We start from the raw sequence: 13,974 nt of genomic DNA, 5'->3' as shown, positions 1-13,974 counted from the left end.
ACCGCGATCCGGTGCCGTTTTTCTTTGGCGCAAGCGCAGATCCGCACGGACCGGTCCGCCGTCGCCGGCGGACCGCTGCGCCGCTCAGCCCGACACCGGCATGCTGGCGCTGGTCAGCAACTGCTCGTAGATATAGCACTGCAGCAGCGTCAGTTCGCGCTCGCCCAGCACGTCGAACGCCACGCCGAACACCGGGAAGCCGGATGCCGCGGAAATCGGCGTCGCGCTGCGCGCCACGCCGTCGACCATGATCTCGCTGTCCAGCGCGGCGGTATGCAGGTGGAAACACAGGCGCACCGGCGTGCCGGGCGCGGGCACGGTGTCCGCGGTCTCGACCTGGGCGCCGCCGGTGCTCAGGTCCGTCAGCATGACCAGGCGCGAGGGCTGGCCCCGGCGCGGCGCGTCCGCGCCCGCGCCGGGCGCCTGGGCGGCCGCATCGCCGGCGGCGGGATCGACCAGGTAGGCCGCCAGCCGGGTCGGCACGCGGGTCGCCTTGCGCACCGGCAACTGCTGCATCTGCGCCGGCGCGGACAGCACCAGGTAGCGGAACGGGCTGCGGCACACCGCGGTCACGGTGCTTTCGAAGCTGAGGATGGCGTGCCCGGAGAAGCCGCGCAGCAGCACCGTCTCGCCCGCCTGCAGTTGCAGTTCCTTGCCGCCGAGCTGGGGCCAGGTCACGAACATGCCCTGGTCGACGAAGCCGATCAGCCGGCTGGCCGCCGCGCGCCCGACATGGCCCTGGGTCTTGATCTGCAGCAGCGTGCCGACCTGCAGGCCGAACGGCCCGGCGCTGGCCTGGCGTTCGTTCCCGGCGGCGTCCCCCGGCTCGCTGTCGGGCCGGCACACGGCGCCGTGGCGGAATACCAGCGCGACGTCGCGGTCCGCGGGGATCACGCTGCCGCTGCCGAGCACGAGGTTTCCGCTTTCGTCCAGCAAGGACCAGGGCAAGGGCTGGCCAACCGGGAGATCGTCAGGAGTGAGTGCAATCATGGGAAGCAGCGGTAGCGGCCCGCCTGCGGGCACGGTGGATCCAACGGCGGCCCGGCGGCACATAGGTCCGCAAGCCGCCACCTGGCGCGGCGCCCGGCACATGGCATGGCTGCCCGGGCTCGCCGGACGCGCAGCCACGATACCCCGGGTGAATAGCGCATCTCATCTGACTTGCTATCGGCCGCTCCCGGAAAACCTTGAGCGCCGGCTTGCATGGCCGCCGCCGCCCGTCTTGACGGCGCTCCGCTTTCCCGCGAAAATGCCGCAAAGCTGTCTGACAGCCTTACAGATAAAGATGACCATTCTCAGCCGCCCCGACTCGCTCGCGACCCGCATCGCCGATGCCCTGCGCGCCGATATCGCCGCCGGGCGCTTTGCCGCCGGCGCCCGCCTGCCGGCCGAGGCCGCGCTCGGCGAGACCTTCGGCGTGAGCCGGCCGATCGTGCGCGAAGCCATCGCGCAGTTGAAGGCGGACGGCGTGCTGGTGACCCGCAAGGGCTCCGGCGCCTATGTCTCGGACATGCCGGGCGGGCAGGTCTGGCGCATGCCGACCGCCCCGCAGGGCGGCCCGACGCTGGCGCAGCTGTTCGAGCTGCGCATGGTGGTGGAAAGCGCCTGCGCCGAGATGGCCGCGCTGCGCCGCACCGAGGACGACCTGCTGGCGATCCGCGCGGCGCTGGCCGCCATGCGCGCGCAGGCGCAGGACTTCCCCGGCGCCGCCGCGGCCGACGTGGCCTTCCACCATGCCATCGCCCAGGCCGCGCACAACCCCTGCTTCACCGGCCTGACCGACTTCGTCGGCCAGCACTTGCTGGCGGCGCGGCAGACCGCCTGGGAAAACGCGGCGCGCTTGCGCGGCGGCTCGCGCGGCGCCGACGGCGAGCACGCGGCGCTGGTCGAGGCCATCGCCGCCGGACACGCCGGCGCGGCGCGGCAAGCCGCGCGCCGCCACCTTGCGGCCGCGGCCAGGCGCATGGGGCTGGAACCGGACCTGCCCTGAGACGTCGTTTCAAACCGAAGCGACGGGAATTTCGCCGCCGCGCATGCAAGCCGCGGCGGCACCAGCCAGACACAGAACACAGAACACAGAACGAGGAAGACGATGGAAAAGGTGGATTGCGTGGTGATCGGCGCGGGCGTGGTGGGCCTGGCGGTGGCAAGGGCGCTGGCCCTGCAGGGCCGCGAAGTGATCGTGCTGGAGGCCGAGAATGCCTTCGGCACTATCACCAGCGCGCGCAACAGCGAAGTCATCCATGCCGGCATCTACTACCCGGCCGGCTCGCTCAAGGCCGAGATGTGCGTGCGCGGCAGGGCCATGCTGTACGACTACTGCGCCAGCCATCACGTCAATCACCAGCGCTGCGGCAAGCTGATCGTGGCCACCTCGCCGGCCCAGGTCGCCACGCTGGAAGGCATCCGCGCCAAGGCCGCCGCCAACGGCGTGCACGACCTGCAACTGATCGGCCAGGCCGAGGCGCAGGCGCTCGAACCGAACCTGCAATGCCATGCCGCCCTGCTCTCGCCGTCCACCGGCATCGTCGACAGCCACGGCCTGATGCTGGCGCTGCTGGGCGACGCGGAGAACGCCGGCGCCATGCTGGCGGTGCAGTCGCCGGTGGCCGGCGGCGCGGTCACGCCCGAGGGCATCCGCCTGGAGGTCGGCGCCGCCGACGGCACCGTGGACGGCACCACGCTGCTGGCCCGCACGGTGATCAATTCCGCCGGCCTCACGGCGCCGGCGCTGGCGCGCCGCATCGAAGGCATGCCCGCCGCGCACATCCCGCCGCAGTACTACGCCAAGGGCTGCTATTTCACGCTGGCCGGGCGCGCGCCCTTCTCGCGCCTGATCTACCCGGTGCCCGAGGCCGCCGGCCTGGGCGTCCACCTGACCATCGACCTCGGTGGCCAGGCGCGCTTCGGGCCCAACGTGCGCTGGATCGACGAGATCGAATATGGCGTGGACCCGTCCGACGCCGACAGCTTCTACGACGAAGTGCGCCGCTACTGGCCCGCGCTGGCCGATGGCGCGCTGCAGCCCGGCTACGCCGGCATCCGCCCCAAGATCAGCGGGCCGCGCGAGGCCGCGGCCGACTTCCGCATCGACGGCCCGGCCACGCACGGCGTGCCGGGACTGGTCAACCTGTTCGGCATCGAGTCGCCGGGGCTGACCTCCTCGCTGGCGCTGGCCGAGCGCGTGGCCGGGCTGGTCTGAAGACCTAGCCGGCCGCCCCGGCCTGCGCGGCTTCGGCGCGGAACGTCATCAGCGCGCACACGGCGCCGGTGGCCGCGGCCAGCGCGGCCAGCCCGAAGGTGTGGGCCGGCCCCAGCGCCTTCCAGGTCCAGCCCATCGCCAGCCCGCCCAGCGTGCCGCCCAGCCCGTAGGAAATGCCGGTGTAGAGCGCCTGGCCGCGGCCCTGCAGCGGGCCGGCGAACCAGCGCTGCAGCCGCTTGAGGCTGGCGCTGTGATGCGCGCCGAAGGTGGCCGCGTGCAGCACCTGCACCAGCGCCATCAGCCACGCCAGCTGCGCCAGGTAGCCGGTCAGGCCGAAACGCAGCGCCGCCAGCACGAAGGTGCCGGCCAGGATGGCGCGCAGCGGCACCGCGCCGAACAGGCGGCCCTGGTAGAAGAAGAACACGATCTCGGCCACCACGCCGATGGTCCACATCACCCCGATGGCGAACTTGCTGTAGCCGAGCTGCTCCAGGTAGAGCGAATAGAACACATACAGCGCGGCGTGCGCGAACATCATCAGGAAGGCCGAGGCGAGGAACCAGCGCACGTCGGCGCGCCGCAGCAGCGGCAAGGCCGGCGGCGGCTTCACGCGCGGGCCTTCCTCGGACGCGTCGCGCAGGCCGAACACCACCACCAGGAACAGGGCCAGCATGGCGCTGGCCAGCCACGGGAAGGCTTCCATGCCGAGCCGCTCGAACAGCGCGCCGCCCAGCAGCACGGCGGCGATGAAGCCGGCCGAGCCGAACATGCGGATGCGCCCGTAGCGATGGTCGAAGGCGCCGTAGCGGCGCAGCGTGGAGATGGTGAGCGCGTCGCCCAGCGGCGACATGGCGCTGGTGATCAGGTTGAGCCCGATCATCATCGCCATCATGCCGCCGTAGCTGGTGATGCCCGGCACCGCCAGGAAGGCGAGCAAGGCGGTCACGCCGGCCAGGCGCAGCAGGCGCACCCGGGTATGCATCACGTCCGACAGCCAGCCCCAGAAGTACGGCCCGACGATGCGGCTGACCTGGAAGCAGGCCATCAGCACGCCGATCTGCACCGGGTTGAAGCCGCGCCCGGCGAAGAACAGGCTTACATAAGGCGAGATGACGCCGACATAACCGTAGTAGCCGAGATAGAACAGGCCGAAGCGCGTCTCGGAGAGGCGCCCGGCCGGCAGGACGCCGGCCTGCGGCTGGACCCGCGCCAACTCAGCACGGCTGGCCGGACTGCGGCGCCTGGGCGGGAATGCGCGGGGTCTCGACCTTGACGTCGCCGCACTGGGCGCGCTGGCGCAGCGCGTGGTCGATCAGCACCAGCGCCAGCATGGCCTCGGCGATCGGCGTGGCGCGGATGCCCACGCACGGGTCGTGGCGGCCGAAGGTCTCCACGGTGGCCGGCTGGCCGGCCTTGTCGATCGATTCGCGCGGCGTGCGGATGCTGGAAGTGGGCTTGATCGCCAGCGAGACGGTGACGTCCTGGCCGGTCGAGATGCCGCCCAGCACGCCGCCCGAGTTGTTGGTGCGAAAGCCTTCTGCGGTCAGTTCGTCGCCATGCACGCTGCCGCGCTGGCTGACGCTGTCGAAGCCGGCGCCGATCTCCACGCCCTTGACCGCGTTGATGCCCATCATGGCGTGCGCGATGTCGGCGTCGAGCCGGTCGAACAGCGGCTCGCCCAGGCCCACGGGCACGCCGCTGGCCACCACCTCGATGCGCGCGCCGACCGAATCGCCGTCGCGGCGCAGCGCGTCCATGTAGGTTTCCAGCTCCGGCACGATCTCCGCGTTGGCGGCGAAGAACGGGTTCTGCGGCACCTCGGCCCAGTCCGCGAACGGCACGCGGATCTCGCCGAGCTGCGACATATAGCCCCGGATCTCGGTGCCGTACTGCTCGCGCAGCCACTTCTTGGCCACCGCGCCGGCCGCCACCACCGGCGCGGTCAGGCGCGCCGACGAGCGGCCGCCGCCGCGATGGTCGCGGATGCCGTACTTCTGCCAGTAGGTGTAGTCGGCGTGGCCCGGGCGGAAGGTCTCGACGATATTGCCGTAGTCCTTGCTGCGCTGGTCGGTGTTGCGGATCAGCAGGCAGATCGGCGTGCCGGTGGTCTTGCCCTCGAACACGCCGGACAGGATCTCGACCTGGTCGGCTTCCTGGCGCTGCGTGACGTGGCGCGACGTGCCGGGCCGGCGGCGGTCCAGGTCGCCCTGGATGTCGGCCTCGCTCAGGGCCATGCCCGGCGGGCAGCCGTCCACCACCGCGCCGATGGCCGGGCCGTGCGATTCGCCGAAGGTGGTGACTGTGAAGAGCAGGCCGAGGGTATTGCCGGACATGATGAGGAACCGCGACAGCGCGTGGAAATTGGAGAACGGGCTACATTGTAAGGCTTTTGCCGCCCGCCCGGCCCGCGCCGGGATGCGGCCAGGCCGCCGCGCCGGGCGGCCCGCCGCGCGCCGCGGGCAGCGCCAAAAGACGGCTCAGCGCCACTCGCCGCGCAAGCCCTGCACCACCCGCTGCAGGCTTTCCGGCGTGGCCAGCTCCGGCGCGATCGGGTCGCCCACCACCAGCTCGAGCCGGTTCAGGATGCCGCGCCGGAACGGCCGCGACATGGCCGTGCCGCCCTGGCGCGAGAAAAAGCTGCCCCACAACCCGCGCAGCGCCATCGGCACCACCGGCACCGGCGTGCGGCGGATGATCTGCTGCACGCCCTGCTTGAACGGGTTGATCTCGCCGTTGGCGGTGATCTTGCCCTCGGGGAAGATGCAGACCAGGTCGCCCTCGCCGAGCGCGCGCGCCACCTCGTCGTAGGCGCGCTCGAGCATGCGCGGGTCTTCGTGCGCGGGCGCGATCGGGATCGCCTTGGCCTGGCGGAAGAACCACGACAGCAGCGGCACCTTGAAGATGCGGTGGTCCATGACGAAGCGCACCGGGCGCGGGCTGCCCGCCATCAGCACCACCGCGTCGGCAAAGCTGACGTGGTTGCAGACCAGCACCGCCGGGCCCTCGGCCGGGATGCGCTCGGCGTTCACGCGCTGCAGCCGGTACACGGTATGCACCAGGATCCAGGCGATGAAGCGCAGCAGGAACTCGGGCACCAGGCTGTAGATATAGATGGCCACCACCGCGTTGAGCAGGCCCACCGCCAGGAACAGCTCCGGGATGGTGAAGCCGGCCTGGGTCAGCGCCACCGCCATCAGCGACGAAGCGATCATGAAGAAGCTGTTGAGAATGTTGTTGGCGGCGATGATGCGGGCCCGGTGCGTGGGCGCGCAGCGGCTCTGGATCAGCGCGTACAGCGGCACGCTGTAGAAGCCGCCGAACATCGCCAGCAGGAACAGGTCGGCCAGCACGCGCCAGTGGCGCGGGTCGGCGATGAAGCCGGCCAGCCCGGACAGCTCGGCGTGATGCTCGCCATGGCTGCCGAAGAACAGGTCCAGCGCGAACACCGTCATGCCGATCGAGCCGAACGGCACCAGCCCGATCTCCACGTGCCGCCCCGACAGCCGCTCGCACAGCAGCGAGCCGGTGCCGATGCCGAGCGAGAACACCGCCAGCAGCAGCGTCACCACGTTCTGGTCGCCGCCGAGCACCTCCTTGGCGAAGCTGAAGAACGAGGTCAGGAAGGTGGCGCCCAGGAACCACAGCCAGGAAATGCCCAGCAGGCTCAGGAACACGGTGCGGTCGGCGCGGGCCAGCCTGAGGTTGCGCCAGGTCTCGGTAAACGGGTTCCAGTTGATGCGCAGGTCCGGCTGCGGCGCCGGCGAGTCCGGCACGCGCGCCGACACCATGCGCCCGGCCAGCGCCAGCAGCACGCAGGCGGCGCCCACGTAGAGCGGCCCCGTCATCTGCCCGCCGTGCGCGATGCCGGCCAGCTCGCCGCCCAGCAAGGTGCCGAGCAGGATGGCGACGAAGGTGCCCATCTCCACCAGGCCGTTGCCGCCGACCAGCTCGGTTTCGTCGAGATGCTGCGGCAGGTAGGCGAACTTGACCGGGCCGAACAGCGTCGAGTGCAGGCCCATCAGGAAGGTGCCCAGGTAAAGCAGCGGTGCGCTGTGCCAGGCGAAGCCCGCCAGGCCCAGCAGCATGATGCCGATCTCCAGCGTCTTGACCATGCGGATCAGCCGGGACTTCTCGATCTTGTCGGCGATCTGCCCGCTGGTGGCCGAGAACAGCACGAACGGCGCGATGAAGATGGCGGAGATCAGGAACGCCGCGCTCTTGGCGTCGACGCCGTCGAACAGCGCCGTGTGGTACGTGACGAGGGAAGTAAAGGCAACCTTGAACAGGTTGTCGTTCATGGCCCCGAGGAACTGGGTCCAGAAGAACGGGGCGAAACGGCGCGAGCGAAGCAGTCGGAATTGGCTTTGTTGGCTCATGTAAACAGGAAAGAGGTGACCCCGGCAACCCGGATGCCCTCGGCGGGCACCCGGCGCGACACTGCTGGCAACGCGGCGGCACGCCGCGGGCGCGCCCGCGGCGCCCGGCTCCATTCACATCGCTGCGGCACCGCCCGCCCGGCGCCCGCGGCACGCCCGTGCGCGCCGCCATGCCGATCTCAGTCGGTCTTTTCTTCCGGCCAGTCGCGGATGTAGGCCTTGAGCATGCGGTTCTCGAAGCTCTGCTCCTCCACCACGGCCTTGGCCACGTCGTAGAACGAAATCACGCCCATCAGGGTGCGGTTGTCCAGCACCGGCAGGTAGCGCGTGTGGCGCTCCAGCATCATGCGGCGCACTTCGTTGACGTCGGTTTCCATGGTGCAGGTCAGCGGCGCGTCGTCCATCACCTTGCGCAGGCTGAAGGTGCCCACCGAGCCGTTGTTGGCGGCCAGCGTATTGATGATCTCGCGGAAGGTCAGCATGCCGACCAGCTCGCCGTACTCCATCACCACCAGCGAGCCGATGTCGTGCTCGGCCATGGTCTTGACCGCCAGCTGCAGCGAGGTGTCGGGCGTCACGGTGAAGAGCGTGTTGCCCTTGATCTGCAGGATGTCGCTGACTTTCATGGTGGTCTCCGCTTGCTGAATCTGCTTGTATGTATCTGCTGATGTACTGCCGCTGTGGTGGCGGTCCGCCGCCGGCCGCGCGAGGCCGGTTCCGCCCGGGCGCGGCGCGGGCACGGGCCGGCGCCGCCGGATGGGCCGATCCTAGCCGAAACCGCCCGCCCAAGTAAAGCGCGGCCGCCTCCGGACCCGCCCCGGCGCGCGCTTTGCCGTGCGCCGGCGGGCCGCCGGATGCTACGATGCGCACCGGAGACAACTCTTGCCCTGGAAGCCATGTCCGGTACCCGTTTCGACACCCTGGCGCTGCATGCCGGCGCCGCCCCCGACCCCGCCACCGGCGCGCGGGCCACGCCCATCCACCTGACCACGTCCTTCGTCTTCCGCGACAGCGAGCACGCCGCCTCGCTGTTCAACATGGAACGCGCCGGCCACGTCTACTCGCGCATCTCGAACCCCACCGTGGCGGTGTTCGAGGAACGCGTGGCGGCGCTGGAAAACGGCGCCGGCGCGATCGGCGTGGCTTCGGGCCAGGCCGCGCTGCACCTGGCCGTGGCCACCCTGATGGGGGCCGGCTCGCACATCGTGGCGTCCAGCGCGCTGTACGGCGGCTCGCACAACCTGCTGCACTACACGCTGCGCCGCTTCGGCATCGAGACCACCTTCGTGCAGGCGCGCGACATCGACGCCTGGCGCGCCGCCATCCGGCCCGAGACCAGGCTGCTGTTCGGCGAAACGCTGGGCAACCCCGGCCTGGACGTGCTCGACATCCCGACCCTGGCCCAGCTCGGCCGGGACAACGGCATCCCGCTGCTGGTCGACTCGACCTTCACCACGCCCTACCTGCTCAAGCCGTTCGACCACGGCGCCGGCCTGCTCTACCACTCGGCCACCAAGTTCCTGGGCGGCCACGGCACCACCATCGGCGGCGTGCTGGCCGAAGGCGGCACCTTCGACTTCGAAGCCTCCGGGCGCTTCCCCGAACTGTCCGAGCCGTATGCCGGCTTCCACAACATGGTGTTTACCGAGGAAAGCACGGTGGCGCCGTTCCTGCTGCGCGCGCGCCGCGAGGGCCTGCGCGACTTCGGCGCCTGCCTCAACCCGATGGCCGCCTGGCAACTGCTGCAAGGCATCGAGACCCTGCCGCTGCGCATGGCCCGCCACGTGGAAAACGCGCGCCGCGTGGTGCAGTTCCTGGTCTCGCACCCGATGGTGGAATCGGTGGCCTATCCCGAGCTGGAATCCCACCCCGACTACGAGCTCGCCAAGCGCCTGCTGCCGCGCGGCGCCGGCGCCGTGTTCAGCTTCAACCTCAAGGGCGACCGCGCCGCCGGCCAGCGCTTCATCGAAAGCCTGGCGCTGTTCTCGCACCTGGCCAACGTGGGCGACGCGCGCTCGCTGGTGATCCACCCCGCCTCCACCACGCACTTCCGCATGGACGCGGCGGCGCTGCGGGCCGCCGGCATCGGCGAAGGCACCATCCGCCTGTCGGTCGGCCTGGAAGACCCGGACGACCTGATCGACGATCTCAAGCGCGGCCTCAAGGCCGCCGAGCGCGCCATGAGCGGCAAGGGAGGGCAAGCCTGATGGAACTGACGATCGCGGGCCGCAAGGCCTACGCCTACACCGGCGGCAAACCCTTCAACCCCGCCCTGCCGTGCGCCGTGTTCGTGCACGGCGCGCAGAACGACCACAGCGTGTGGGCCCTGCAGACGCGCTGGTTCGCCAACCACGGCTTCGGCGTGCTGGCCGTGGACCTGCCCGGCCACAACCGCAGCGAAGGCGAGCCGCTCAAGACCATCGAGGCGATGGCCGACTGGGTGGTCGAGCTGGTGCGCGCGGCCGGCGTCGCCGCGCCGGCGCTGGTGTTCGGGCACAGCATGGGGTCGCTGATCGCGCTGGAAACCGCGGCGCGCCACCCGGACGCGGTGCGCGCCATCGCGCTGCTGGCCACGGCCTACCCGATGAAGGTCTCCGACGCCCTGCTCGAAGCCTCGCTCAAGCAGGTCGGCCAGGCCATCGCCATGGTCACCGCGTGGTCGCACTCCAGCCTCGCCAACAAGCCGTCCTCGCCGGGACCGGGCTCGTGGATGCAGGGCGGCAGCCAGCGCCTGATGGAGCGCGTAGCGCAGCGCAACCCGCAGAGCCATGTCTTCCACAACGACTTCTCGGCCTGCAACGCCTACGCCAACGGCGAAGCCGCGGCCGCCGCGGTGCGCTGCCCGGCGCTGTTCGTCAGCGGCAGCAAGGACATGATGACCTCGCCCAAGGCCGCACTGGCGCTGGCCGCGAAGATGGCCTCGGCCAGCACCGTCACCGTGCCGTGCGGGCACGCGCTGATGGGCGAAAAGCCCGACGAAGTGCTGGACGCGCTGGCCGCGTTCGCGCGCAAGGCGGTGGCGGCAGGCTGAGCGAAGGCTTCAGCCCAGCGGAACGCCGACCCTCTCCCCCGTCCCCTCTCCCGCAAGCGGGAGAGGGGAGCACCCCCAGCGACTGGCGAAGCCCGCGAATGGGCCCACGCCGCGCGAGCTAGCCAAAGCAAGGTGTCCTCCCTCTCCCCTCACGGGGAGAGGGCCGGGGAGAGGGGCGGTTTAGCCAGGAGCCACAAGAAGCGGGGCCAACGGTGTTGTCCAGCTTGGAGGCTAGCAACGAAGCCGCCGGTTTTTTCCCACACGGCAGCATTCGCCGCCCTCTCCCCAAACCCGCGATCCTGGCAGGCACGCAACATCAAGCAAGGCCAACGGTGTTGTCCGGCATGGCGGCCCCAGGAAGACCCCTCTGGACACCCGCCCCGCGCCAGCTAGACTGACACATGCCGCACCCCCACAGGAGTACGACATGCCCCGGTCGCACACCCGCGAATTCCAGGACTTCGCCGCCTTCTACCCGTTCTACCTGGACGAGCACCGCAACCCCACCTGCCGCCGGCTGCATTTCGCCGGCTCCACGGTGGCGCTGCTGTGCCTGCTGGCCCTGGCCCTGAGCGGCAACTGGTGGTGGCTGGCCGCGGCCGCGGTGTCGGGCTATGCCTTCGCCTGGGTGGGCCATTTCGGCTTCGAGAAGAACCGCCCGGCCACGTTCCGCCATCCGCTCTACAGCCTGATGGGCGACTGGGTGATGTACGCCGACATCTGGCGCGGCAGGATTCCGTTCTGACCCCGCGGCCCGGCCGCTCAGATCTGGCCGTGCCAGCCCGGCGGCACCACTTCCAGCGTGCGGCGCCCGCCTTCGGCGGGGCGGCCGGGCGCCGCCGCCGACTCCTCTTCCGCCTGCCCCGGCGCCTGTGCCCGCCGCTGGCCGAACACCGCCTCCAGCGGCTGGTCCAGGCGCGGGTTGTCCAGCACCTGCCTGAGCGTGTCGGCGCCCTGCAGTTGCTGCGCCAGCGCCGTGCGCGGCAGGCGCGGCAGGTTCAGCACCAGGCGGTCGTGCAGCGTGCGCAGCGTCACGTGGGCGGGATCGCACAGCAGCGCCCAGTGGGCCTGGCCGCGGTCCTGCGCCAGCTTGCCGATCAGGTGCATGGCCTTGAGCCGGCCCAGCAGGCCGGACAGGTAATCCGCCTCCACCCGCAGCTTGCGCCCGAGATCCAGCTCGCCGATGCTGCGCGGCACCTCGTCGCGCGCGCGGTAGAGCAGGTAAAGCACGCCGAGCGCATCGAAGAACTCGCTGCCGGCGAACGTGCGCCGGCGCCAGTAGCCCTGGCGGATCACCGGCAGGTTGGCGGCGATGGTGGCGCCCAGCAGCGTCACCAGCCAGCTCAGGTAGATCCACAGCAGGAAGATCGGCAGCGCGGCGAAGGTGCCGTAGACCGCGGTGTAGGTGGGAATGTGCGTGACGAAGTAGCCGAAGCCGCGCTTGGCCAGCTCGAAGGCCAGCGCCGCCACCAGCCCGGCGGTGATGGCGTCGCGCCACTCCACGCTGGCATTGGGCACCGCGATGTAGAGGAAAGCGAAGGCCAGCGCCGCCAGCACCACCGGCGTGAGGCTCACCAGCAGGCCCAGCCCCAGCGGCATGGTGCCCACGTAGCCGGCCGAGACCGAGATCAGGTAGGAGCTGATCGACAGGCTGGCGCCGATCAGCACCGGCCCCAGCGTCAGCACCGCCCAGAACACCAGCACGCGCTGCGCCAGCGGGCGGCGCTGCTTGACGCGCCAGATCGCGTTGAGCGCGTCCTCCACCGTCAGCATGGTCAGCACCGAGGTCACCATCAGGCCGCCCAGGCCGGCCGCGGTCAGGCCCTTGGCGTTCTTCGAAAACTGCCCGAGATAGCTGGTGATGGAATCGCTGACGTTGCCGGGAATCAGGTTCTGGAACAGGAACGTCTCGATGGAGCTGCGGAACTCCCGGAACACCGGGAACGCCGCCAGCAGCGCGAACGCCACCGTCAGCACCGGCACCACCGCCAGCACGGTGGTGAAGGTCAGGCTGGCCGACACCTGCGGCAGCCGGTCCTCGGCCGCGCGGCGCAGCGCGTAGCGGGTCAGCGCGCGCAGCTTCTGCAGGTTCCATTCCCTGCGCAGGCGGACGATGCGGGCGGCGAACATGCGGGGGCAAACTCCTTGGGCGATGCGGTGACGATGCGGTGACGGCGAGCCGGCGGCGCCGGTGCCATGGCCGGCCCGGCGGGCCGCGCCGGGGCCACAACTATAATACGCGCACGCCCTGCGCCGCGCGCCCGGCACCAACCCGGTGCCGGACGCGCCATCCACGCGGCCTGCCGCCCCGGCGCGGCCAGCCAACGCCTTGCCCATGACCGACATCCTCGTCCTCTACTACAGCCGCCACGGCAGCACCCGCAAGCTGGCGGAACTGATCGCCCACGGCATCGACAGCGTGCCCGGCGCCCATGCCCGCCTGCGCACGGTGCCGCCGGTCTCCACCGTCAGCGAAGCCACCGCGCCGGACATCCCCGGCGCAGGCCCGCCCTATGCCGAGCTGCGCGACCTGGAGGAGTGCCAGGGCCTGGCGCTGGGCAGCCCCACCCGCTTCGGCAACATGGCCGCGCCGCTGAAGTACTTCCTCGACGGCACCGTGGCGCAATGGCTGTCGGGCGCGCTCAGCGGCAAGCCGGCCTGCGTGTTTACCGCCACCGGCAGCCTGCACGGCGGCCAGGAGACCACGCTGCTGTCGATGATGCTGCCGCTGCTGCACCACGGCATGCTGCTGGTCGGCCTGCCGTACTCGGAAAGCGCGCTGATGACCACCACCGGCGGCGGCACGCCCTACGGCCCCAGCCATCACGCGCGCGTGGACAACAGCGCGCCGGTGTCCGAGGACGAAGCCGCGCTGGCGCGCGCCATGGGCCGCCGCCTGGCCGAGACCGCGCTGCGGCTGGCCGCCGGGAGCCGCGCATGAGCGCCGCGCCGGCCGGCGCCGGCGACGCCGCGGCCACCGACGGCGCGCTGCACAGCGCCGCGCTGTACCGCCTGAGCGCCGGCAGCCTGCTCGCGCTGATCGCGCTGTGCATCGCCTGGGAATGGCTTCTCGCGCCGCTGCGCCCGGGCGGCTCCTGGCTGATCCTCAAGTTCCTGCCGCTGCTGCTGCCGCTGCGCGGCGTGCTGACGCGCAACCGCTACACCATGCAGTGGTCGTCGATGCTGATCCTGCTGTTCTTCACCGAAGGCATCGTGCGCGCCACCAGCGACCGCCCGCCTTCCTCCACGCTGGCGTGGCTCGAGGTGGCGCTGACGCTGCTGTTCTTCTTCGCCACCATCCTCTACCTGCGCCCGTACAAGCGCCGCGCCCGGGCGCTGCAGCCGGCCCGCCGCAAGTAGCCCGG

At 70.9% G+C, this 13,974-nt stretch carries 13 protein-coding genes; 7 read left to right on the top strand and 6 right to left on the bottom strand.

The genetic code is table 11. The features are described 5' to 3' along the window. Positions 1-84: 84 nt before the first annotated feature. On the bottom strand, positions 85-990 hold the full coding sequence (locus ACKI2N_RS08385; RefSeq protein WP_420993762.1) for a flagellar brake protein: 906 nt from the start codon (positions 988-990) through the stop codon (positions 85-87). Between the two features lie 295 nt (positions 991-1,285). On the opposite strand from ACKI2N_RS08385, the gene ACKI2N_RS08380 reads away from it, so the two are divergent. Together ACKI2N_RS08380 and ACKI2N_RS08375 are read left to right on the top strand one after the other, a co-directional pair. Further along, a complete protein-coding gene (locus ACKI2N_RS08380) occupies positions 1,286-1,990 on the top strand; it encodes a FadR/GntR family transcriptional regulator (protein ID WP_420993761.1) in 705 nt (234 codons plus the stop codon). A gap of 102 nt (positions 1,991-2,092) precedes the next feature. Continuing rightward, positions 2,093-3,202, top strand: coding sequence for an NAD(P)/FAD-dependent oxidoreductase (locus ACKI2N_RS08375; RefSeq protein WP_420993760.1), 1,110 nt, complete (start codon positions 2,093-2,095; stop codon positions 3,200-3,202). Between the two features lie 4 nt (positions 3,203-3,206). On the opposite strand, the gene ACKI2N_RS08370 is transcribed toward ACKI2N_RS08375, so the two are convergent. The 4 genes from ACKI2N_RS08370 to ACKI2N_RS08355 all read right to left on the bottom strand — a co-directional run bounded on the left by ACKI2N_RS08370 (position 3,207) and on the right by ACKI2N_RS08355 (position 8,204). Next, positions 3,207-4,415: an MFS transporter gene (locus tag ACKI2N_RS08370; RefSeq protein ID WP_420993759.1), complete on the bottom strand. Its 1,209-nt coding sequence runs from the start codon at positions 4,413-4,415 to the stop codon at positions 3,207-3,209. A gap of 1 nt (position 4,416) precedes the next feature. Further along, complete coding sequence (aroC, locus tag ACKI2N_RS08365) at positions 4,417-5,535, bottom strand: chorismate synthase (RefSeq protein WP_420993758.1); 1,119 nt, start codon at positions 5,533-5,535, stop codon at positions 4,417-4,419. Between the two features lie 144 nt (positions 5,536-5,679). Then, positions 5,680-7,578 carry an MFS transporter gene (locus ACKI2N_RS08360; protein ID WP_420993757.1) on the bottom strand — a complete coding sequence of 633 codons (1,899 nt, stop codon included), beginning with the start codon at positions 7,576-7,578 and terminating at the stop codon, positions 5,680-5,682. A gap of 179 nt (positions 7,579-7,757) precedes the next feature. Then, on the bottom strand, positions 7,758-8,204 hold the full coding sequence (locus ACKI2N_RS08355) for a CBS domain-containing protein (RefSeq protein WP_420993756.1): 447 nt from the start codon (positions 8,202-8,204) through the stop codon (positions 7,758-7,760). Positions 8,205-8,474: 270 nt separating this feature from the next. On the opposite strand from ACKI2N_RS08355, the gene ACKI2N_RS08350 reads away from it, so the two are divergent. The 3 genes from ACKI2N_RS08350 (at position 8,475) to ACKI2N_RS08340 (ending at position 11,354) form a co-directional block, all read left to right on the top strand. Continuing rightward, on the top strand, positions 8,475-9,785 hold the full coding sequence (locus tag ACKI2N_RS08350) for an O-acetylhomoserine aminocarboxypropyltransferase (RefSeq protein ID WP_420993755.1): 1,311 nt from the start codon (positions 8,475-8,477) through the stop codon (positions 9,783-9,785). Then, positions 9,785-10,609, top strand: coding sequence for an alpha/beta fold hydrolase (locus tag ACKI2N_RS08345; RefSeq protein ID WP_420993754.1), 825 nt, complete (start codon positions 9,785-9,787; stop codon positions 10,607-10,609). Before ACKI2N_RS08350 ends, ACKI2N_RS08345 begins: the two co-directional genes overlap by 1 nt. 427 nt (positions 10,610-11,036) lie before the next feature. Continuing rightward, positions 11,037-11,354 carry an Mpo1-like protein gene (locus ACKI2N_RS08340; protein ID WP_420993753.1) on the top strand — a complete coding sequence of 106 codons (318 nt, stop codon included), beginning with the start codon at positions 11,037-11,039 and terminating at the stop codon, positions 11,352-11,354. Positions 11,355-11,371: 17 nt separating this feature from the next. Here the strand turns inward: ACKI2N_RS08340 and ACKI2N_RS08335 are convergent, their stop codons facing one another. Beyond that, the gene (locus ACKI2N_RS08335) at positions 11,372-12,739 is read right to left on the bottom strand and encodes a YihY family inner membrane protein (RefSeq protein WP_420993752.1); all 1,368 of its coding nucleotides are present in this window, start codon (positions 12,737-12,739) and stop codon (positions 11,372-11,374) included. Positions 12,740-12,944: 205 nt separating this feature from the next. Here ACKI2N_RS08335 and wrbA point away from each other — a divergent pair, with 205 nt between their 5' ends. Then, positions 12,945-13,550, top strand: a complete 606-nt coding sequence (gene wrbA, locus ACKI2N_RS08330) for an NAD(P)H:quinone oxidoreductase (RefSeq protein WP_420993751.1) — start codon at positions 12,945-12,947, stop codon at positions 13,548-13,550. Further along, a complete protein-coding gene (locus ACKI2N_RS08325) occupies positions 13,547-13,969 on the top strand; it encodes a DUF2069 domain-containing protein (protein ID WP_420993750.1) in 423 nt (140 codons plus the stop codon). The genes wrbA and ACKI2N_RS08325 overlap by 4 nt, the downstream gene beginning before the upstream one ends. Positions 13,970-13,974: the final 5 nt, after the last annotated feature.

Origin of the sequence: Cupriavidus sp. 30B13 (assembly GCF_049059565.2) — a bacterium.
Classification (GTDB): domain Bacteria; phylum Pseudomonadota; class Gammaproteobacteria; order Burkholderiales; family Burkholderiaceae; genus Cupriavidus.
Note: the sequence above shows the minus strand (reverse complement) of the source record. Positions and strands in the feature narration are given on the sequence as shown.